The organism is Streptomyces cinnamoneus (assembly GCF_002939475.1).
Taxonomy (GTDB): Bacteria; Actinomycetota; Actinomycetes; order Streptomycetales; family Streptomycetaceae; genus Streptomyces; species Streptomyces cinnamoneus_A.
Genome location: NZ_PKFQ01000001.1, coordinates 4,576,685 through 4,595,888 on the forward strand (window position 1 = coordinate 4,576,685; position 19,204 = coordinate 4,595,888).

The 19,204-nt window shown below is 72.6% G+C and carries 17 protein-coding genes; 9 read left to right on the forward strand and 8 right to left on the reverse strand.

The window, feature by feature from the left end; genetic code table 11:
* Nucleotides 1-21 precede the first annotated feature (21 nt).
* The 6 genes from CYQ11_RS20605 to CYQ11_RS20630 form a co-directional block, all read right to left on the reverse strand.
* Nucleotides 22-1,077 carry an ABC transporter ATP-binding protein gene (locus CYQ11_RS20605; protein WP_099201350.1) on the reverse strand — a complete coding sequence of 352 codons (1,056 nt, stop codon included), beginning with the start codon at nt 1,075-1,077 and terminating at the stop codon, nt 22-24.
* Nucleotides 1,074-2,093: an ABC transporter ATP-binding protein gene (locus tag CYQ11_RS20610; RefSeq protein ID WP_099201349.1), complete on the reverse strand. Its 1,020-nt coding sequence runs from the start codon at nt 2,091-2,093 to the stop codon at nt 1,074-1,076. The genes CYQ11_RS20605 and CYQ11_RS20610 overlap by 4 nt, the downstream gene beginning before the upstream one ends.
* Before the next feature lie 18 nt (nt 2,094-2,111).
* Nucleotides 2,112-3,089, reverse strand: coding sequence for an ABC transporter permease (locus tag CYQ11_RS20615; protein WP_099201348.1), 978 nt, complete (start codon nt 3,087-3,089; stop codon nt 2,112-2,114).
* Nucleotides 3,090-3,208: 119 nt separating this feature from the next.
* The gene (locus CYQ11_RS20620; RefSeq protein ID WP_099201347.1) at nt 3,209-5,020 is read right to left on the reverse strand and encodes an ABC transporter substrate-binding protein; all 1,812 of its coding nucleotides are present in this window, start codon (nt 5,018-5,020) and stop codon (nt 3,209-3,211) included.
* A 42-nt stretch (nt 5,021-5,062) separates the two neighbouring features.
* Nucleotides 5,063-6,046 carry an ABC transporter permease gene (locus CYQ11_RS20625; protein ID WP_099201346.1) on the reverse strand — a complete coding sequence of 328 codons (984 nt, stop codon included), beginning with the start codon at nt 6,044-6,046 and terminating at the stop codon, nt 5,063-5,065.
* Nucleotides 6,047-6,276: 230 nt separating this feature from the next.
* Nucleotides 6,277-8,397, reverse strand: coding sequence for a S9 family peptidase (locus tag CYQ11_RS20630; RefSeq protein ID WP_099201345.1), 2,121 nt, complete (start codon nt 8,395-8,397; stop codon nt 6,277-6,279).
* A gap of 210 nt (nt 8,398-8,607) precedes the next feature.
* Here CYQ11_RS20630 and CYQ11_RS20635 point away from each other — a divergent pair, with 210 nt between their 5' ends.
* The 8 genes from CYQ11_RS20635 to CYQ11_RS20670 all read left to right on the forward strand — a co-directional run bounded on the left by CYQ11_RS20635 (nt 8,608) and on the right by CYQ11_RS20670 (nt 16,734).
* Nucleotides 8,608-8,802 carry a hypothetical protein gene (locus CYQ11_RS20635; protein WP_099201344.1) on the forward strand — a complete coding sequence of 65 codons (195 nt, stop codon included), beginning with the start codon at nt 8,608-8,610 and terminating at the stop codon, nt 8,800-8,802.
* Nucleotides 8,803-8,875: 73 nt separating this feature from the next.
* Nucleotides 8,876-9,763: an N-acetyl-1-D-myo-inositol-2-amino-2-deoxy-alpha-D-glucopyranoside deacetylase gene (gene mshB / locus CYQ11_RS20640; protein ID WP_099201343.1), complete on the forward strand. Its 888-nt coding sequence runs from the start codon at nt 8,876-8,878 to the stop codon at nt 9,761-9,763.
* Nucleotides 9,760-10,152, forward strand: coding sequence for a DUF6113 family protein (locus CYQ11_RS20645; protein WP_099201342.1), 393 nt, complete (start codon nt 9,760-9,762; stop codon nt 10,150-10,152). Before mshB ends, CYQ11_RS20645 begins: the two co-directional genes overlap by 4 nt.
* 191 nt (nt 10,153-10,343) lie before the next feature.
* Nucleotides 10,344-12,959, forward strand: a complete 2,616-nt coding sequence (locus tag CYQ11_RS20650; RefSeq protein WP_181143727.1) for a hypothetical protein — start codon at nt 10,344-10,346, stop codon at nt 12,957-12,959.
* A 149-nt stretch (nt 12,960-13,108) separates the two neighbouring features.
* Nucleotides 13,109-14,062 carry an ABC transporter ATP-binding protein gene (locus CYQ11_RS20655; protein WP_099201340.1) on the forward strand — a complete coding sequence of 318 codons (954 nt, stop codon included), beginning with the start codon at nt 13,109-13,111 and terminating at the stop codon, nt 14,060-14,062.
* On the forward strand, nt 14,059-14,802 hold the full coding sequence (locus CYQ11_RS20660) for an ABC transporter permease (RefSeq protein ID WP_099201339.1): 744 nt from the start codon (nt 14,059-14,061) through the stop codon (nt 14,800-14,802). The genes CYQ11_RS20655 and CYQ11_RS20660 overlap by 4 nt, the downstream gene beginning before the upstream one ends.
* A 46-nt stretch (nt 14,803-14,848) precedes the next feature.
* Nucleotides 14,849-16,054, forward strand: a complete 1,206-nt coding sequence (locus tag CYQ11_RS20665) for a sensor histidine kinase (RefSeq protein ID WP_099201338.1) — start codon at nt 14,849-14,851, stop codon at nt 16,052-16,054.
* A gap of 35 nt (nt 16,055-16,089) precedes the next feature.
* On the forward strand, nt 16,090-16,734 hold the full coding sequence (locus CYQ11_RS20670; protein WP_275666435.1) for a response regulator transcription factor: 645 nt from the start codon (nt 16,090-16,092) through the stop codon (nt 16,732-16,734).
* Between the two features lie 64 nt (nt 16,735-16,798).
* Here the strand turns inward: CYQ11_RS20670 and CYQ11_RS20675 are convergent, their stop codons facing one another.
* Together CYQ11_RS20675 and CYQ11_RS20680 are read right to left on the reverse strand one after the other, a co-directional pair.
* Entirely contained in the window at nt 16,799-17,638 is an 840-nt protein-coding gene (locus CYQ11_RS20675; protein ID WP_099201337.1) for a transglutaminase family protein, read from the reverse strand.
* A gap of 60 nt (nt 17,639-17,698) precedes the next feature.
* Entirely contained in the window at nt 17,699-18,706 is a 1,008-nt protein-coding gene (locus tag CYQ11_RS20680; protein WP_099201336.1) for a GNAT family N-acetyltransferase, read from the reverse strand.
* 114 nt (nt 18,707-18,820) lie between these two features.
* Between CYQ11_RS20680 and fdxA the strand changes: the two genes are divergently transcribed.
* The gene (gene fdxA, locus CYQ11_RS20685; RefSeq protein WP_099201335.1) at nt 18,821-19,150 is read left to right on the forward strand and encodes a ferredoxin; all 330 of its coding nucleotides are present in this window, start codon (nt 18,821-18,823) and stop codon (nt 19,148-19,150) included.
* Nucleotides 19,151-19,204 lie beyond the last annotated feature (54 nt).

Below are 19,204 nucleotides of genomic sequence, written 5' to 3' on the forward strand. Positions count from 1 at the left end.
CCCCTCCCCGGGGCTCACCCCTCACCCCTGACCCTCCGCGCTCCGCAGCGCCGGGTCCAGGATCACCTCCGTGTCCCGCTCCACCGTCGGCGGTTCCGGGAAGTGGCACGCCGCCAGGTGGCCCTCCGCGCTGCCCTCCGCCCGCACCAGCGGCGGCACCTGCGTCGCGCACACCTCCTGCGCCTTCCAGCACCGCGTGCGGAAGCGGCACCCCGACGGCGGCAGGACGGGGGAGGGGACGTCGCCCGCCAGCCGGATGCGTTCGCGGGCGGTGCCGGTGGCGTCGGCCGGCTGCGGCACCGCCGACAGCAGCGCGTGCGTGTAGGGGTGGCGGGGGTGCTCGTAGATGTCCTGCCGGCCGCCCACCTCCACGATCCGGCCCAGGTACATCACCGCCACCCGCTGGGAGAAGTGCCGCACCACCGCCAGGTCGTGGGCGATGAAGAGGAACGCGATGCCCAGCTCCCGCTGGACCCGCCGCAGCAGATTGACCACCTGGGCCTGGATGGACACGTCCAGCGCCGACACCGGCTCGTCCGCGACGATCACCTTCGGTTCCAGCGCCAGCGCCCGCGCCACCCCGACGCGCTGGCGCTGGCCGCCGGAGAACTCGTGGGGGAAGCGGTTGTAGTGCTCGGGGCTGAGCCCCACGACCTCCAGCAGCTCCCGGGCGCGGGCCTCGCGGCCGCCGGGCGGGGCGATGCCGTTGATCTCCATCGGACCGGTGATGATCCTCCCGACCGTCTGCCGCGGGTTCAGCGACGCGTACGGGTCCTGGAAGATCATCTGGATCTCGGAGCGGATCGAGGCGAGCTGTCTGCGCCCGGCGCGGGTGATGTCCTGGCCGCGGTAGAGGACGCGCCCGGCGGTCGGCTCCAGCAGCCGCGTCAGCAGCCGCCCGGTCGTGGACTTGCCGCAGCCCGACTCGCCGACCAGCCCGAAGCTCTCGCCCGTGCGCACGGTCAGGTCGACGCCGTCCACGGCCTGGACCGCCCCGACCCGCCGTCTGACGGGGAATCCGCCCATGACGGGGAAGTGCTTGGTCAGCCCCTCGGCCACCAGGATGTCCTCGGTCATCGTCGCGTCCGTTCGCCGGAGATGCGCAGCTGTCGTTCGGCGCCGAGGTGACAGGCCGCGCCCCGTCCCTCGGGCAGCTCGGGCCGCTGGGTGCGGCAGCGTTCGCCGGCCACCTCGCCGGTGAAGCCGCAGCGCGGGTGGAACGGGCAGCCCGGCGGCGGCGCCAGCAGGCTCGGCGGGGTGCCGGGGATCGGGTGCAGCGGCTCGTCCACGGCGGACGCCAGGCGCGGCATCGAGCCCAGCAGCCCCCAGGTGTACGGGTGCCGGGGCGAGCCCAGCACCTCGCGCACGGTGCCGCGCTCGACGGCGCGGCCCGCGTACATCACCAGCAGGTCGTCCACGGTGTGGGCGACGACCCCGAGGTCGTGGGTGATGAGGATGATGGACGAACCGGTCTGCTGCTGGAGGTCCTTGAGCAGGTCGAGGATCTGGGCCTGGACCGTGACGTCCAGCGCGGTGGTCGGCTCGTCGGCGATCAGCAGCAGGGGGTCGCAGACCAGCGCCATGGCGATCATCACGCGCTGGCGCATGCCGCCGGAGAACTGGTGGGGGTAGTCGTCCACCCGCAGGGCGGGCGTCGGGATGCCGACCTTCTCCAGCATCTCGATCGCCCGCAGCCGGGCGTCCCGCCGGGACGCGCCGGTGTGCTTGCGGAAGGGCTCGGCGATCTGCCGGCCGACGGTGTAGTACGGGGAGAGCGCGGTGAGCGAGTCCTGGAAGACCATCGCCACCTTGTTGCCGCGCAGCCTCTCCAGCACGGACTCGGGGGCCCCGGTCAGCTCCTGGCCGTCCAGGACTATCTCGCCGCCGATCTCGGTGTACCGCGGGTCGTGCAGGCCGAGCACGGACAGGCTGGCCACGGACTTGCCGGAGCCGGACTCGCCGACGATGCCGAGCGTACGGCCGGGCTCCACGTCGAAGGACAGGCCGTCGACGGCCTTCACGACACCGTCCTCGGTGGTGAACCGCACGGAGAGGTCCCGTACCGAAAGGAAGGGTGGGGGAGCGCTGGTCACGTTCGTGTCTCCTGACGGTTAGGCGAGCCGCACGCGCGGGTCGATGAGGGCGTACGCGGCGTCGACGACGATGTTCGCGAGGACGATCGCGGTGCAGCCCACGAGCATCACGGCCATCAGGGTGGGCAGGTCGGTCTCGCTCACCGAGGAGACCGCGAGCCGGCCCAGCCCGTGGAGGCTGAAGGTGAACTCGGTGATGATCGCCCCGCCGAAGAGCGAGCCGAGGTCGATGCCGAAGATGGTGACGATGGGGGCCAGCGCGCCCCGCCAGGCGTAGCGGAAGAAGACCGTGCGGCGGCTGAGGCCCTTGGCACGCGCGGTGCGGACGTGGTCCTCGGCGAGCTGCTCGATCATCTGGGAGCGGGTCATGCGGCAGTAGCTGGCGACGAAGATGACGGAGAGCACCAGCCAGGGGATGAGCATGCCCGTGAACCACTTCACGGGGTTCTCGGTGATGGGGTGGTAGGCCGGGTTGTCCATCCAGTGCAGTCCGCTGACGAGGACGGCCAGGGCGATGACGCCGACGAAGTAGATCTGGAGGGCGTTGCCGACCAGTGACAGGGAGCTGAAGAGCTTGTCGACCCACGTGCCCCGGTAGGCGGCGGCGAGCATGCCCAGCCCCACACCCACGACGAGGAACACCACCGCGCCGCCGAGCGTGATGGAGAGGGTGGTGGGGAAGCGGTCGACGATGGTGTCCCAGACCGGCTGCTGGTGGGAGAAGGAGTAGCCGAAGCAGGGCGCCGGGCAGTGCCCCACCGAGAAGTCGCGGCCGGCGAAGATACCGGCCATGTAGTGCCAGTACTGGACGGGCACGGGCGCGTCGAGGCCCAGGTTCTTGTTGATGAGGGCGATCGCGTCGGGGGTGCAGTTCTTGCCGCAGGACATCAGGGCCGGCTCGGAGGGCAGCGCGAAGAAGAGGAAGAACGTGATCGCGCTGATCAGCAGGATGATGACGATCGCGCCGAGGATGCGGCGGGCGAGGAATCTCAGCATGGCTCGCGTTCTTCCGGTCGGGTTCTTCCGGTCGGGTTCTTCCTGTGCGTGTCCACCGGTCGTTTCTTCCGGGGGGCGTGGGCCGCGGCGGCCCGGGGCGGGGCCGCCGCGGGCACGGGCTACTTCACGTACACCCCGGTCGGGTCGACCGTCCCGTAGACCGGGTGGTAGGTCACTCCGCCGAGCTTCGAACCCCACAGGGTGAACAGCCGGTTGTAGAAGGTCGGCACGCCCGGCACGTCCTCGGTGAGGATCTTGTCGGCGAGCTTCTGCCACTCGGGCGCCGCCTGCTTCACGTCCGGGATCGCGTTGATCCGGTCGACCTCGGCGTTGACCTTCGGGTCGTCGAGGTGGCCGTAGTTCTGGCTGCCGTCGGCGATCTGCCGGCCGTCGAAGAGCGGGGGCACGACGGTGGAGGAGACGGGCCAGTCGGCGCCCCAGGAGGTGCGGTAGACGTCGAACTTGTTCTTCACCTCGGCGATCGCGGTGCGCCAGGTGTTGGCGTCGACCTCCTTCTTCTGCACCTTGAAGCCGGCCCGCTCCAGGGCCTGGGCGATGACCACGGAGACACGCTGCTGGATGTCGGTGTTGGGGTAGGCGAAGACGATCTCCTGCCCCTCCTTGCCGGCCTCCTTCAGCAGCTGCCGGGCCTTCTCGGGGTCACCGGCGGGCTTGGCCTTCTTCCCGAACGGGTCGGTGGGCTGGTAGCCGTCCATCGCGGGGGAGAGGAAGTTGGTGGCGACGACGCCGCCGGTCTCGCCGCCGTTCTGCTGGAGGATCTGCCCGTTGGGCATGGCGTAGGCGAGGGCCTTGCGGACCTTGACGTCCGTCAGCCGGCTGGTGTTGAAGCTGATGTAGTCGACGTAGGGCTGGATCTCCACGAAGCGCCGCGCCTTGGTGTCGGCCTGGCCGAGCACCTTCTCCGTCATCTCGGGGGCGACGGCGTTGCTGAAGGACAGCGCGGTCTTGTCGCCTCCCTGGTCGGCCAGGAAGCGCCGCGTGGAGTCGGCGTACTGGTGGCCGAAGCTGATCTCGAACCGGTCGGCGTACTGGTGGCGGATGGGGTCGGTCTTCGGGTCCCAGTTCTCGTTGCGCACGAGCGTGAGCGACTTTCCGGCCTTGTAGTCGCCGACCTTGTAGGGGCCGGAGGAGAAAGGCGCATTGTCGTACTTCTGTTTGGTGTCCTTCTCCGCCTTCACGGCCCCGACGTTCGGCATGGCGGTGGCGAAGGGCGTGTCCGCGTGCGGCTGACGGAAGTGGAAGATCACCGTCTTGTCGTCGGGGGTGTCGAGGACGGACGCGGGCAGGTGCTGTCCGCCATAGGGGCCGTCGGGCAGCGCCTTGCGGAAGTCGGTGCCGTCGCCCGAGAGCCACTGCGGGATGTAGAGGGGGCCGTCGGTCTCGAACGAGGCGTAGAGCCGCTCGACGCCCCACCGCACGTCCTTGGCGGTGATCGCTGAGCCGTCCTCGAACTTGAGGCCGTCCTTCAGCGTGAACTTCCAGGTCTTGCCGCCGTCGGAAGCCGTGCCCGCGTCGGTGGCCAGGTCGCCGACGACCTTGACCTTGCCCTGGGCGTCCACCTTGTAGGACGTGAGCGAGCGGTTGTAGAGCATCTGGTTGGCCAGCATGTCGCTGTAGTAGATCTGGCCGGGGTCCAGGTGCACGAAGGCGTCGCGCTGGAGGACCGTGACCGTTCCCCCCTTCTTCGCCTCCTTGGCGCCGGCGACGTCGGGCGCGGGGCCGGTGGAGTCCTCCTTGGTGCCGATCGAGTAGTTGGAGGACTTGTTCTTGTCCTCACCCGGCCCCTGGCTCTTCCCGCCCCCGCCGCCACCTCCTCCGCTGCTGCACGCGGACAGCGTCAGCGCGCCCGCCGCGAGGACCATGACGGAGAACCGGGCTCTGTGCTGGGGGAACCTCGACGTGGGGGTCATGGGTCGGTGCACCTGCCTGTCGGTCGTCGGCTGCCTGTCGTCTCAGCGCCCGGTCCTGGGGTCGAACGCGTCACGGACGGAGTCCCCGAGCAGGTTGAAGGCCACCACGAAAACGATCATGGCGAGCCCGGGGAAGAAGATGTAGGTGATGTCGCTCTCGTAGTAGCGGGCGCCGCCCGCGAACATCCGGCCCCAGTCGGGGGTGGGCTCCACGATGCCGACGCCGATGAAGGACAGGCCGGCCTCGATGGTCACGGTGGTGGGCAGCATCAGCGTGGCCTGCACCAGGATCGGCGTCCAGAGGTTGGGCAGCAGCTCCCTGGTGATGATCCGCCAGGGCGAGGCGCCGGTGACCTTCGCCGCCTCCACGAACTCCCGCTCGCGCAGGCTGAGCACCTGCCCGCGCAGCAGTCGCGCCAGACCCATCCAGCCCAGCACCCACAGCACCAGGATCAGTGTCAGCACGCGCAGGTAGGTGGGCGTCTCCTTCTCCGGGCTGACGAAGAGCGAGTAGACGACCGGGGTGAAGGCGATGAAGGACAGCTGGCTGGGGAAGGCCAGCAGCAGGTCCGTGAAGCGGCCCAGCAGGTAGTCGGTCCTGCCGCCCAGGTAGCCGGCCGTCACGCCCACCAGGATGCCGGTCAGGACGCACAGGACGGTCGCGGCGGCGGCGATCAGCAATGAGGTGCGGATGCCGTAGACGAGCTGGGTCAGCACGTCCCGGCCCAGGGTCGGCTCGATGCCGAACCAGAAGCGCCCCGAGACGCCCCCGTTGGGCGCGACGGGGTAGCCGAACTCGTTGAGCAGCCCGGGCTCGTCGAGGCCGTAGGTCGTGGTCGGGTCCTTGCCGTACGCCTTGGAGATCAGCGGCGCCGCGAGCGCCACGGCGAAGAAGAAGACGACGACCCACGCCGAGACGACGCCCGCCCGGTCGCGTTTGAACCGCCGCCACATCAGCTGTCCGGGCGACCGCCCCACCAGCGCGGCGTCGGCGGTCGTCTCCTCGGTCCGGGAAGTACTCGTCATCGCGGAAGTCCCCAGCCCTGTCGTCGGGTTGGCCCCGCGCGAGCCGGCCGGACGCGCTGGGTTGAGCGGACTTTCGCAATGGATGAACGACCCAGTCAAGGGGGCTGCGGTGAGTGGTGGGGCGCTTCGCGGCTTCTTGAGCGAAGGTTGTGCAGATCGAGGTGACGGCGTGCTTGACAGCCGGTCAAGCGCGCCACACCCGACACCACCCCCACGGGCGGGCTCTCGTGTCAGCCGAGACCCAAGGACCGCTTGAGGAAGTCGACTTGCAGCAGGAGCAGGTTCTCCGCCACCTGCTCCTGCGGCGTCATGTGCGTCACCCCCGACAGCGGCAGCACCTCGTGCGGCCGGCCGGCGGCCAGCAGGGCGGAGGACAGGCGCAGGGTGTGAGCGGCGACGACGTTGTCGTCGGCCAGCCCGTGGATGATCATCAGTGGCCGGGCCGGTGAAGCCGGCGACGACAGACCGTCGTCGGTGACCAGGGAGTTGCGGGCGTACACCTCAGGCCGCTCCTGCGGCAGGCCCAGATAGCGCTCGGTGTAGTGGGTGTCGTACAGCCGCCAGTCGGTCACCGGCGCGCCGGCGATGCCGGCGTGGAAGACGTCGGGACGGCGCAGTACGGCCAGTGCAGCGAGGTAGCCGCCGTACGACCAGCCGCGGACGGCCACCTTGCCGAGGTCCAGCGGGTGGTCCTGCGCCAGCGCGTGCAGCGCCTCGACCTGGTCGTCGAGGGTGACGCCGGCGAAGTCCTCGTGGACGGCCTTCTCCCACCCGGGCGAGGTGTGCGGGGTGCCCCGACCGTCCGCGACGATCACGGCGAAGCCCTGGTCGGCGAACCACTGCGAGGTCAGGTGGGCGTTGTGCGCGGCCACCACGCGCTGGCCGTGCGGTCCGCCGTACGGGTCCATGAGCACCGGCAGCGCGCCGTCGCCCTCGCGGTACCCCGTCGGCAGGAGCACGGCGCTCGGGATGGAGCGGGCGCCGGCGCGGGTGAGCCGTGCGCGGGCGGTCAGCACGGGCGACTCGGCGTACGAGGTGACCGTGGCGACCTGCTTGCCGTCCCGCAGCACCCTCACCCGCGCTCCCGGCCGGTCCAGTGCGGCCGACGACAGCACCATGACCTCGCCGGCCCGTACCGCCGAGTGCCGCCCGGGCTCCTCGGAAAGGCGCTCCACTCCACGTTCGTCAACTCGGTACACATGCGCCTCACCCGTCTCCGGGTCGGCCGCCTCCGGGCCGGCCGACGCGGCGATCAGCACGTCGTCCCCGGTGACGTCGAGCACGGCCAGCACGTGCAACTGCGGGCCGGTCAGTGCCCGGTCGCCGACCACCAGGACCCGGGCCCCCGCCTCGTCGGCGACGCGCACGAGCCGACCGTCAGATGTCCATGCGGGCACACCTGCGAACAGTTCCAGCCACTTCGGGTCCTCGTCCACGTGCAGCACCCGGGTGGCCCCGGTCTCGGTGTCCACCGTCAGGAACGCCTGGGTCCGCTGGTCGCGCGCCTGGACGAGCAGCAGCGGGGGGCCGCCGGCCGACCAGTGCGCCTGGGCCAGGTAGGGGTAGCGCTCGCGGTCCCACTCGACGTCCACGCGGCCGCCGTCCAGCCGCAGCAGGGACAGGGAGACCAGCGCGTTGGGCGTGCCGGCCGCCGGGTAGGCCACCTCGGCCGGAGCGCTGCCGGGGTTGGCGGGGTCGGCGATCCACCACCGGCGCACCGGCGCGTCGTCCACCCGGGCGGCCAGCAGCGCGTCGCTGTCCGGCGACCACCAGAAGCCGCGCAGCCGGTGCATCTCCTCCGCGGCGATGAACTCGGCCAGCCCCCACGTGGTCGTGGCGCAGGGCGGCTCGGCCAGCGCCCGGTCGCCGGTGCCGTCGGCCGCCACCACGCGCAGGGCGCCGTTCGCCGCGTACGCCACCAGACGGCCGTCGGGGGAGGGGCGGGGGTCGGCGACGGGGCCGGGGACGGCCAGTTCCCGCGCCGCACCGCCGCGCAGTCCGGCCACCCACAGCCGTCCGGAGAGGGCGAAGGCCGCCAACTCCACAGCCGCGTCGACCGCGTAAGCCACCACGCCCGCCGATCCCTCGCGGCTGCGCTCACGGCGCGCCCGCTCCTCGGGGGACAGCTCCTCGTCGGCGCCGCCGAGGAGGACGAGCGGGTCGGCGACCACGTGTTCGCGACTCGCAGTCACATCCAGTGTCCACAGCAGATTGGCCCGATCCGTACCTGTGCGAGAGCGGAGGAACGTGACACGCGAGCCGTCCGGCGACACGCTGAACGCACGCGGCGCGCCGAGCGAGAAACGCTGGGTACGGGCGTGCTGACGGGGGAACGAGAGGTGTCCGGTCATGGCCCGGAGCCTACGGGCGCCTACCAACGGGTTCACCCGGAGCGGCGAGAACTCGCCGTGCGCCCCGTGTTTGCGCCTGTGCACCGAGTCATGCACGGGCACGGAAAGTTATGATCGCTCGCGCATAGTGGGTATGACTCCCTGGCGTCGTAGGCCCCCCGGGCATACGTATGCCTCCGTCCGATTGCGCGTCCCTGGAGGTGAGCCGCTGTGGCACTCTCGATTTCGGCGGTGGTGCTGCTGGCGATCATCGTCTTCCTGCTCGTCCGCAAATCCGGGCTGAAGGCGGGCCACGCCGCGATCTGTGTGCTGCTGGGCTTCTATCTGGCGAGTTCGTCCATGGCGCCGACGCTCAATCAGCTGACGACGAGCGTGACGAGCATGATCAGCAACATCAAGTTCTGAACGGTCCGGCCGTCCCGTGCGGTCCGGCCCGGGCGGCGCCCCGTCCGGACCGCACGACTCGTAGGCTGTTCCCATGACCGACCTTTCCGGCCGCCGGCTGCTCCTGGTGCACGCGCACCCGGACGACGAATCGATCAACAACGGCGCGACCATGGCCAAGTACGCGGCCGAGGGTGCCCACGTCACGCTGGTGACCTGCACGCTCGGCGAGGAGGGCGAGGTCATCCCGCCCGGTCTGCGGCACCTCGCGGCGGACCGGGACGACACGCTCGGCGCGCACCGCCTGGGCGAACTCGCGGCCGCGATGAAGGAGCTGGGCGTCACCGACCACCGCTTCCTCGGCGGGCCGGGACGCTACCGCGACTCCGGGATGATGGGCGCCCCCCAGAACGACCGCCCCGGCTGCTTCTGGCGCGCGGACCTCGACGAGGCCGCGGCCTTGCTCGTGGAGGTGGTCCGCGAGGTGCGGCCGCAGGTGCTCGTCACCTATGACCCCGACGGCGGTTACGGCCACCCCGACCACATCCAGGCGCACCGCGTCGCCATGCGGGCCGCGGACCTGGCCGCTGAACCGGCATTCCGCCGGGATCTGGGCGATCCCCATGAAATCGCCAAGGTCTACTGGAACTGCGTGCCGCTGTCGGCGGTCGAGGAGGGCTTCGCGCGGCTGCGCGAGGCCGGCCGCGAAGGGGACCTCTTCCCCGGCGTCGCCGCTCCGTCGGACGTGCCCGGAGTGGTGCCCGACGAAGAGGTGACCGCCGTGGTCGGCGGCTCCGCCCACGCCGCGCGGAAGGCCGCCGCGATGCGCGCCCACGCCACGCAGATCGCCGTGGACGGCCCGTTCTTCGCGCTCTCCAACGACCTCGGGCAGCCGCTGTTCGACACCGAGTACTACAAGCTGGTGCGCGGCCGGGCCGGCGCGGAGCGCGAGGACGACCTCTTCGCGGGGGTGGACGGATGAACGGTGGCCTGATCTCCATGCCCAGTGCCGGGCGATTGGTCGCTTATGTCGGCCTGGTTCTGCTGGGGTTGCTCGTGGGCGCCGCCGGATCGCTGGTCCAAGGCGGCTGGTTCCCCGGGGGCTTGCTGCTGGCCCTGCTCGCCGTCGCCGGGCTCTGCTACGGCGGCCTCAAGGTCATGGGCAGCAGAGCGGGCGGCGGCGTGCCGGCGGTCGGCTGGCTGGCCGCGGTGCTCTTCCTGGCCGCCAACCGGCCGGAAGGGGACTTCCTCTTCGAGGCCGGAATCGGTTCATACGTTTTTCTTCTCGGCGGGGCGATCGTGGCTGTGATCTGTGCCACGATCCCCAAGGTGCCGCAACCAGCCGGGCCTCCGGCCCGACTTGGCAAGTGACGTGTTGATTTTCGCCTGACTTCTGCCCCACTGGCACTCGGCCGGCCGCGGCGTCATCAGGCGGTCGTCAAGTACGGGCGGGTGGTGCCCAGTATGGTGGTGCGCGCCGCCGAGCCTCCCCTGGCCTCCGGCGATGGGCGACCCGAAGCGAGGTCAACGAGGGCGGCAAAGAGTAATCGGGAGATCCTGCTTTGAGCCGTGCATCTGACAGTTCGTCCTCCGGGCCCAAGGGTCGCGGCGGCGCCGCCTACCCCTCGGGCACCCCGCCGTACGGGACGTCCCCCGGCGGGGACCCGGCCGCGGCGTCCGCGGCGCAGTCCGGCAAAGCCGGCGCCAAGCCGGGTGAGCCGAAGACCGAGACCACGCTGACGACGCGGATCCGCATCAACATCCCGGGCTCGCGGCCCATCCCACCGGTCGTCATGCGGACGCCCGTCGGGGAGGACGCGGAAGCCGGCCAGGACGCGGCCGCCGCGTCCCCGGACGCCCCGGCCGCTCCGAGCGCTCCCGGCGGGGACCACGGCGGACGCAAGCAGAGCCTGCCGACCCGTCCCAAGCCCGCCCCCCGGGCGCCGGGCACGCCCCCGCCCGGAGCCGTCGGCTACGGCGCCGACGGCGAGGCCACCGGGGACAAGACCAGCGACTGGTTCGCCCCGCGCAAGTCCGGTGCCCCGGCCGCGCCGCCCGCGGCACGCCGCCAGGCCGCCGCGCAGGCCGCCGCCAAGCAGCCCCCGCTGCCGCGCCGCGGCGCGCCCGGCCGGCCCGCGGGCACCGAGCGGCCGGCCGCACAGGGTGGCTCGCCCGCCGCGCCCCGGGGCGGCTCGCCCCGCGCGGGTGCCCCGCGCTGGGAGCGCGACCCCGCCGTCGGCGGTGCCGTGCCGCAGGCTCAGATGCCGGCCGCCGGCCCGGTGTCGGCGGACTCGTCGCTCGCGGGCACGGGTCCGTGGGCGGGTGACGGTTCGGCGACGGGTGCCATGCCGCAGGTGTCGTTGCCGGGTGACCCCTCGGCGACCGCCGCCACGCCGTGGCCCGCCGAGCAGAACGTGCCGGGCGCGGGCCCGGTGTCGGCGGACTCGTCGCTGGCCGGCACGGGTCCGTGGGCGGGTGACGGTTCGGCGACGGGTGCCATGCCGCAGGTGTCGTTGCCGGGTGACCCCTCGGCGACCGCCGCCACGCCGTGGCCCGCCGAGCAGAACGTGCCGGGTGCCGGCCCGGTGCCGGGCGACCCCTCCGTGACCGGAGCCACGCCGTGGCCCGGCGACATGGCCCAGGGCTCCGCGCCGGGCGCCGCTCCGTGGCAGGGCGACCCGTCCACCACGGCGTCGATGCCGCAGGCGTTCGCGCCCGGCGACCCCCAGACCACCGGTGCCACGCCGTGGCCCGCCGACCCCTCCACCACGGGCGCCGTGCCGCAGCCGCCCGTGCCGGGCGGCACGCCCGGCGGCGAGGTGCCGTGGCCCGGCGGCGGGGGCCAGGCCCCCGGCACCGCGCGCCGCAAGGGCAAGGCCGCGGGCGGCCGGCAGGCGCCCGGCGGCGCCGCCTTCGCGCCCGGCCGCACCGACACCCCGCGCCAGGGCGTCCCGGCCGTAGGGGGCGACGCCCCCGCGCCCCAGGGCAACGCCGGGGGCAAGGGCAAGAAGAAGGGCGGCCCCAAGGCCCCCGCGCCCGCCGCCGGCCAGACCCTGGTCAGCGGTGTGCCGCCGGTGCCGCCGGCGGCGGGGCAGGGCCCGAAGTCCTCGGTGGACTCCGGCGCGCCCCGCGTGCCCGTCCCCAAGCCCAAGCCGGCTCCCGCCGTCCCCAAGCCCCCCGCCGCCCCGGCGGCCAAGGGCGCCGCCAAGGGCGCCGCGAAGAGCGCGCCCAAGAAGAAGGGCCGCTCCAAGCTCGTCCTCCTCGGCGGCGGCCTCGTCGCCCTGGTCGGCGTGGCGTACGGCGCCGGCCTGCTCCTCGACCACGCCGACGTGCCGAACGGCACGACCGTGCTCGGCGTCGACATCGGCGGCAAGTCCAAGGACGAGGCCGTCAAGAAGCTGGACGCCGCCCTCGGCGACCGCGCGAGCGCCCCGCTCAAGCTGTCCGTCGGCGGCAAGACGGCCGAGCTCAAGCCCGACGTGGCGGGCCTGTCCATCGACACCCAGGCCACCGTGCGCGCCGCGGCCGGACGGGACTACAACCCCGTCACCGTGCTGGGCTCGCTCGTCGGCGGCACCCGCAAGGCCGAGCCCACCGTGAACGTCGACGAGGAGAAGATCGCCGCCGCGCTCAAGACGGTGGCCGGCCAGACGGGCGCCAGCAAGGACGGCACCATCAAGTTCGAACCCGGCAAGGCGGTGCCCGTCTACGGCCAGCCCTATGAGGGCCTGGACGTGGACAAGTCGGTCAAGGCGGTCTCCCAGGCCTACCGCGACCGCGCGGCCTCCGGCCAGGACAAGCCCGTCGAGCTGACCAGCAGCGCCCAGCAGCCGAGGGTCAGCAAGGCCGAGGTCGACCGGATGATGAAGGACTTCGCGGAGCCCGCGATGTCCGGCCTCGTCACGGTGCAGACGGACCCGGCGCACAAGATCAACTTCGGGCCGGACCGCTCGCTGCCGAAGATCCTCTCCGTCAAGGAGGTGGGCGGCAAGCTGGTCGAGAACTACGACCTGGACGCGATCAAGGAGCTGTACGGCAAGGCGTTCGACGGCGTGCTGATCCAGCGCGGCGACGGGACCAAGAAGCCCGTCCAGCCGACGGACGTGGCCGGCGCCCTCGGCAAGGCGCTGCGCGGCAAGACCCCCGCCGAGCGGATCGCCACGATCCCGCTGAGCTGAGCCGGTCCCGGTGGCGGCCAGAACCCGGACCCCCGCGCCCCTCGGGCGCGGGGGTCCCGTCGTGCGGCCGTGACCATGACATCTGTCATCCCCGGCTCACGACGGCTGACACTGCCGCGGCACCCCGCCGACCGGCGATGCTTGTGCCCATGACCACTACTGCACATGTGTTCACGGGGGACGGGCGCCGGACCGGCGCTCCCGTGGTCAGCTTCGAGAACGTCAGCAAGAGCTACGGCGACGTGCGGGCCGTCGCCGAGCTCAACCTGGAACTCCACCCGGGGGAAACCGTCGCACTGCTCGGCCCGAACGGCGCGGGCAAGTCGTCCACGCTCGACCTCCTGCTGGGGCTGCGCAACCCCGACGCCGGCCGCGTCGAGGTCTTCGGCACCACCCCGCAGCGGGCCATCGAGCAGGGCAAGGTCGGCGCGATGCTCCAGTCGGGCGGCCTGATGGAGGAGGTGAAGGTCCGTGAGCTGGTACAGCTCGCGTGCGACCTCCACCGCCGCGCCTACCCCGTCGAGCAGGTGATGGAACAGGCGGGCATCACCGAGATCGCCGACCGCATGGTCAACAAGCTCTCCGGCGGCCAGGAGCAGCGGGTGCGCTTCGCGATGGCCACCGCCGGCGCCAACGAGCTCATCGTCCTCGACGAGCCCACCACCGGCATGGACGTCTCGGCCCGCCAGGCGTTCTGGGGCGTGATGCGCCAGCAGGCGAACGAGGGCCGCGCCGTCCTCTTCGCCACGCACTACCTGGAGGAGGCCGACGCGATCGCGGACCGCGTGATCGTGCTCCACCGCGGCCGGGTGATCGCGGACGGCTCCGCCGCCGAGATCAAGGCGAAGGCCGGCGCCCGCCGCATCGTCTTCGACCTGGAGGGCCACATCAGCGAGGCGGCCCTGCGTGAGCTGCCCTTCCTCACCTCCCTGGAGATCACCGGCCGTACGGTCCGCCTCCAGTCGCGCGACGCCGACGCGACCGTGCACGCGGTCTACGGGCTCGGCCTCTACCCCCGCAACCTCGAGGTCGCGGGCCTTGGCCTGGAGCAGGCGTTCATCGCCATCACCGACGCCGCGACCGCCGAGGAGGCGAACCGATGAACACGCTCATCAAGCTGGAGATCACGCGCACCCTGCGCAACAAGAAGTTCATGTTCTTCTCGGTGATCTACCCGGCGGCCCTCTATCTGATGATCGCGGGCGGCGCGAGCACGAGCGAGGTCGTCGAGGGCACCGGGCTGACCCTCCCGCTGCTGATGATGGTCTCCATGGCCTCCTTCGGCGCGATCACCGCCGTCCTCGTCGGCAACAGCGAGAGGATCGCCAAGGAGCGCGAGAAGGGCTGGGTGCGCCAGCTGCGCCTCACCTCGCTGCCCGGCCGCGGCTACGTCACCGCGAAGGTCGCGTCGGCGGCCGTGGTGTCGCTCCCGTCGATCCTGGTGGTGTTCGTCGTCGCCGCGACCGTGAAGGACGTGCGCTTCGACGGCGTGTGGCAGTGGTTCGCCCTGACGGGCGTCATCTGGGCCGGCAGCATCGTCTTCGCCGCGCTCGGCGTGGCCGTCGGCTACCTCGCCACCGGCGACGCCGTGCGTCCCATCACCTTCATCATCTACTTCGGCCTGTCCATGCTGGGTGGCCTGTGGATGCCGACCGCCGTCTTCCCGAAGTGGCTGCAGAACATCGCCGAGTGGGTGCCCACCCACGCGTACGCCGCCCTGGGCCAGGCCATCGAGGTCGGTGACGCCCCGCACCTGAAGGACGTGGCGATCCTCTTCGTCTACCTGCTGCTGTTCAGTGGTGCCGCCGCCTGGCTGTACCGCAAGGACACGCACAAGGCGTGACGTCCGCGGCCGAAGGCGCCCGGCGGGCAGAGGAGACACTGCGAACATGAACGAGCGCGAGCAGCCGGCGGCGATCGGCGCGTACGCCACCGTCGGCCGGGCGCCGGAGGACCGGCGCCAGGTGGTGGCGAAGGTCTGCTGGACCCTGCTGTACATGTCGTACCTCTACTACGCGGTCGACGACCTCACGTCCGGGCGCCACACGGCCGTCGCGACGGGCTTCGGCTGGGCCGGGATGATCACCTTCGTCAGCACCTACTTCTTCCTGGTGCTGGGGCCCCGGCCCGAACGCCTCGCCAGCTGGCAGGTGGGGATCCTCGCCGGGCAGTACTGTCTGGCGCTGGCCCTGACGCTGACGCTCGGCGGGGCGTGGACGGTGCTGCTCGTCTACGTCTCCATCTCCAGCGGCGTCCTGTTCCCGCCGCGCTGGGGGCTGCGCGTCGTCCCGTTCATCGCCGTCACCGTCTGCGTCCTCGGCCTGCTGAACGGGGCGGGGACGGCGGAGATGCTGCTGCTGGTGCTGCCCACCCTGCTGGGCGGCGTCGCCATGATCGCCGTGGTCCAGATGGGCCGCACCATGCGGGAGCTGCGCGAGGCCCGGGCCACGGTCGCCCACCTCGCCGCCAACGAGGAACGGCTGCGGCTCGCCCGCGACCTGCACGACCTCCTCGGGCACTCCCTGTCCCTCATCACGCTCAAGAGCGAACTGGCCGGCCGGATGCTGCCGGACCGGCCGGAGCAGGCCGCGCAGCAGGTCGCGGACATCGAGCGGGTGAGCCGGCAGGCCCTGGTGGACGTGCGGGAGGCGGTGAGCGGCTTTCGCCGCCCCACGCTCGACGCGGAGCTGGCCGGCGCCCGCACCGCCCTGGCCGCGGCCGGCATCGCCGCCGACGTCGGCCAGATCGCCGGCGGTCACCCCGACCTCGCCCCGGACCCGGAGGGCGCGCTGGCGTGGGCGCTGCGGGAGGCGGTCACCAACGTGGTCCGGCACAGCGGCGCGACCCGCTGCGACGTCGCCCTGGAGGAGTCGGGCGACGAACTGTGCCTGACCGTCACCGACGACGGCCACGGCCCGTCCCGCCCGCACGGCAACGGGCTGACCGGCCTCACGGAACGGCTGGCCCTCGCCGACGGCCGCCTGGAGACCGGCCCCGCACCGCGCGGCGGCTTCCGGCTGCGGGCGTGCGTGCCGCTCGCCCGCCCGACCGCCACCGCCCCGGCGGCCGAGGAGAGCGCCGAGCCGCGGGCGTGACCCCGGACGGCCACGGGGCGCCCTACCCTTTCGCTGTGACTGCTGCGCCCGGAACCGCCCCCGACACCCGACGGACCATCAAGGTCCTCCTCGCGGAGGACCAGTCGATGGTCCGCGAGGCCCTCGCCGCGCTCCTCGGGCTGGAGGAGGACATCGAGGTGGTCGTCCAGGTCGCCCGCGGCGACGAGGTCCTGGACGCGGCCCGCCGCACGCCCGTCGACGTGGCGCTGCTCGACATCGAGATGCCCGGCATGACCGGCCTCGACGCGGCGCTGCTGCTGCGGGGCGAGCTGCCGGCCCTGAAGGTCGTCATCCTGACGACCTTCGGCCGGCCCGGCTATCTGCGCCGGGCCATGGAGTCCGGCGCGGACGCCTTCCTGGTCAAGGACGCGCCGGCCGCGCAGCTGGCGGACGCGGTGCGGCGCGTGCTGCGGGGCGAGCGGGTGATCGACCCGACGCTCGCGGCCGCCGCGCTCGCCGAGGGCGCCAACCCGCTGACCGACCGCGAGCGCGCGGTCCTCAGCGCCTCCGCCGACGGCTCGACGAACGCCGAGCTGGCGGCGGCGCTGCACCTGTCGCAGGGCACCGTGCGCAACTACCTGTCGGTCGCCATCCAGAAGACGGGCGCCCGGAACCGGGCGGAGGCGGTGCGCATCGCGCGGGACAAGGGGTGGCTGTAGGGCTTCCCCCCGCCTCGCCCCTTCGTCCTCAAGCGCCGGACGGGCCGGACGGTCGGGCCACCCCTCAGTTCAGCATCGCCCGCGCGGCGAGCGCCTGGTGGCGGACCGACTCCGCCGCGTCCGGCTCGACGGGCGCGATCGCGTCCGCGTACTCGTCCAGTTCGCGCGCGCCCCGCGCGAACTCGCCGCGCTCCACGAGCAGCTCCGCGCGCTCGTAGCGCAGCCGGGCCGGGTGGCTGGGCAGCAGGAGGGACAGCTCGACGGCCCAGAGCTGGACGTCACTGCGCTCGGGGCGGGCCGCGGCCCAGGCGCGGATGTTGTTCAGGACGCGCAGGACGATCTCCAGCGGCTCGGCGGGCGCGAACATCGCCGGGGACAGCGGCGCCCCGGTCGCCCCCGCGACCAGCAGCCCCGCGTCCTCCTCCGACAGCGGCCGCCCCCCGTCGAAGGGGTCCGCCAGCACGTGCTGCCCGTACGGGTCGCCGAAGCCCACGACGAAGTGCCCCGGCAGGGCCACCCCGTACGCCGGGGCGCCCGCCCGCCGGGCGACCTCCATCCAGATCACCGACAACAGGATCGGCAGGCCCCGGCGCCGCCGCAGCACCTCGTCGAGCAGCGAGGACTCCAGGCGCCGGTAGTCGGCCGGCGACCCGCGGAAGTCGCAGCGCCCGCCGAGCAGCTCCGCCAGCGCCTCCGCCCAGCGCCGGGGCGGGGCCCCTCTGCCCAGCGCCGGCAGCAGCCCGGCGAGCCGGTCCAGCTCGATCTGTGCCGCGTCGAGGGCCTCCTCGCGCAGCCCTCCCTCCGCCTCGGCGCTGACCAGAAGGCACAGCAGCGCCAGGTCCGGGCGGTCCTCGCGGGCCGCCTCGGCGAACTGTCGCCGCCGGCCCGTGGTGTCGTCGTACATGGGTGCCTCGTACCCGCTCGGGGCGGTGCCGCCACCGTCACCGCCATGTCCATGGTGCGACTAGCGCGACGGCTCACGCCGGTAGTGATAGGCGTGATGCGTGGTGAACCCCAGCTCGTCGTAGAGCGCCGCGGCTCCCCCGTTGTCCGTCTCCACCTGCAGGTACGCCGCCGAGGCGCCCTCGTCCAGGGCCTGCCGGGCCAGGCGTGCCATCACGCGCGTGCCCAGCCCCTGCCGGCGCCGGTTCGGGCTGACGTGCAGCGCGGCGAAGCCGGCCCACCGGCCGTCGACCACGCAGCGCGCTATGGCCGCCGGGCCCTCGCCGGGCTCCTCCGCCGGCACCGTCGCGAACCACACCGACGGCCCGCCGGTCAGCACGGCCGTCGCGTCGGCGGGGTCGGCGCCCGTGCGCCCGTAGGCCGCCAGCCACGCCTCGTCCGGCTCGCGGCCGAGCAGCACCCGGCCCGTGTCGGCGGCCGCGTCGGCGATCGGGGCCAGCGCGGCCGTCCGCATCAGCGCGTACCGCTCGGCGGTCCAGCCGCGCCCGGCCAGCTCGGCGTCCAGGCGCTCGTCCTGCGCCGGGTCACCCGTGGTGACCTGCACGCACGCCGGCAGCCCGCGCTCGGCGTACCAGGCGGTCACCCGGTCGAGGGCCTCGGACGGGGGAAGCCCGGGGTCACCGAGGGGGAGGACGGAGTTGGCGCGGGTGGTGAAGCCGCCCGCCGCGCGCAGGGTCCAGGCGCCCAGCCGCGCGGTCTCCCGCGCGGGCCAGCCCCGGGCCGCGATCTCCTGGAGCTCCCGGAGCGTGGCCGCGGGGCCCCGGCGGCGCGGCGGAGCCGGGGGGACGGCCTTTCCGGCGACCAGCGCGTCTTCCGGAATTTCAACTGTTTGACCGGTTCTCCGTGTGATCCGCAGCACACCGTGGTCCCATGAGGTGAGCACTCCGACGGTGTCCGTGAAACGCTCCGGTGAGTCGGCCGAGTCGTTCAACCGCCGCACGGAGACCCTTTTTCCCACATCTGCCGCGCTGATCCGCACTTCCAGTCTCCCGCCCGTGGTGAATTCCACAGCTGCGCCCGCCCCTCTTGTTCGTCATGTGCCCGGGGAGGGAGATACTAGGTGTGGGCATCGACGACGCCGCGCTCCCGCGCGAGATGAGCCCTACCGAGGAGGAACGACAGCGTGACCTACGTCATCGCAGAGCCTTGTGTCGACGTGAAGGACAAGGCGTGCATCGAGGAGTGCCCCGTCGACTGCATCTACGAGGGCCAGCGGTCCTTGTACATCCACCCGGACGAATGCGTCGACTGCGGCGCCTGCGAGCCCGTTTGCCCGGTTGAAGCCATCTTCTACGAGGACGACACCCCGGAGGAGTGGAAGGACTACTACAAGGCGAACGTCGAGTTCTTCGACGAGCTCGGCTCGCCCGGTGGTGCCTCCAAGCTCGGCCTGATCGAGCGCGACCACCCCTTCGTCGCCGGGCTGCCCCCGATGAACGACGGCGAGCACTGATCGTCGGCACAGCGTAGCCGCGGCCCCGTACGGCACCTTCAGCCGTACGGGGCC

Coding starts and splice junctions, on each gene's coding strand:
- CYQ11_RS20605 (WP_099201350.1), bottom strand. CDS start 1,077: ATGACCGAGGACATCCTGGTGGCCGAGGGGCTGACCAAGCACTTCCCC.
- CYQ11_RS20655 (WP_099201340.1), top strand. CDS start 13,109: ATGACCACTACTGCACATGTGTTCACGGGGGACGGGCGCCGGACCGGC.
- CYQ11_RS20665 (WP_099201338.1), top strand. CDS start 14,849: ATGAACGAGCGCGAGCAGCCGGCGGCGATCGGCGCGTACGCCACCGTC.
- CYQ11_RS20645 (WP_099201342.1), top strand. CDS start 9,760: ATGAACGGTGGCCTGATCTCCATGCCCAGTGCCGGGCGATTGGTCGCT.
- CYQ11_RS20675 (WP_099201337.1), bottom strand. CDS start 17,638: ATGTACGACGACACCACGGGCCGGCGGCGACAGTTCGCCGAGGCGGCC.
- CYQ11_RS20630 (WP_099201345.1), bottom strand. CDS start 8,397: ATGACCGGACACCTCTCGTTCCCCCGTCAGCACGCCCGTACCCAGCGT.
- CYQ11_RS20660 (WP_099201339.1), top strand. CDS start 14,059: ATGAACACGCTCATCAAGCTGGAGATCACGCGCACCCTGCGCAACAAG.
- CYQ11_RS20620 (WP_099201347.1), bottom strand. CDS start 5,020: ATGACCCCCACGTCGAGGTTCCCCCAGCACAGAGCCCGGTTCTCCGTC.
- mshB (WP_099201343.1), top strand. CDS start 8,876: ATGACCGACCTTTCCGGCCGCCGGCTGCTCCTGGTGCACGCGCACCCG.
- CYQ11_RS20615 (WP_099201348.1), bottom strand. CDS start 3,089: ATGCTGAGATTCCTCGCCCGCCGCATCCTCGGCGCGATCGTCATCATC.
- CYQ11_RS20625 (WP_099201346.1), bottom strand. CDS start 6,046: ATGACGAGTACTTCCCGGACCGAGGAGACGACCGCCGACGCCGCGCTG.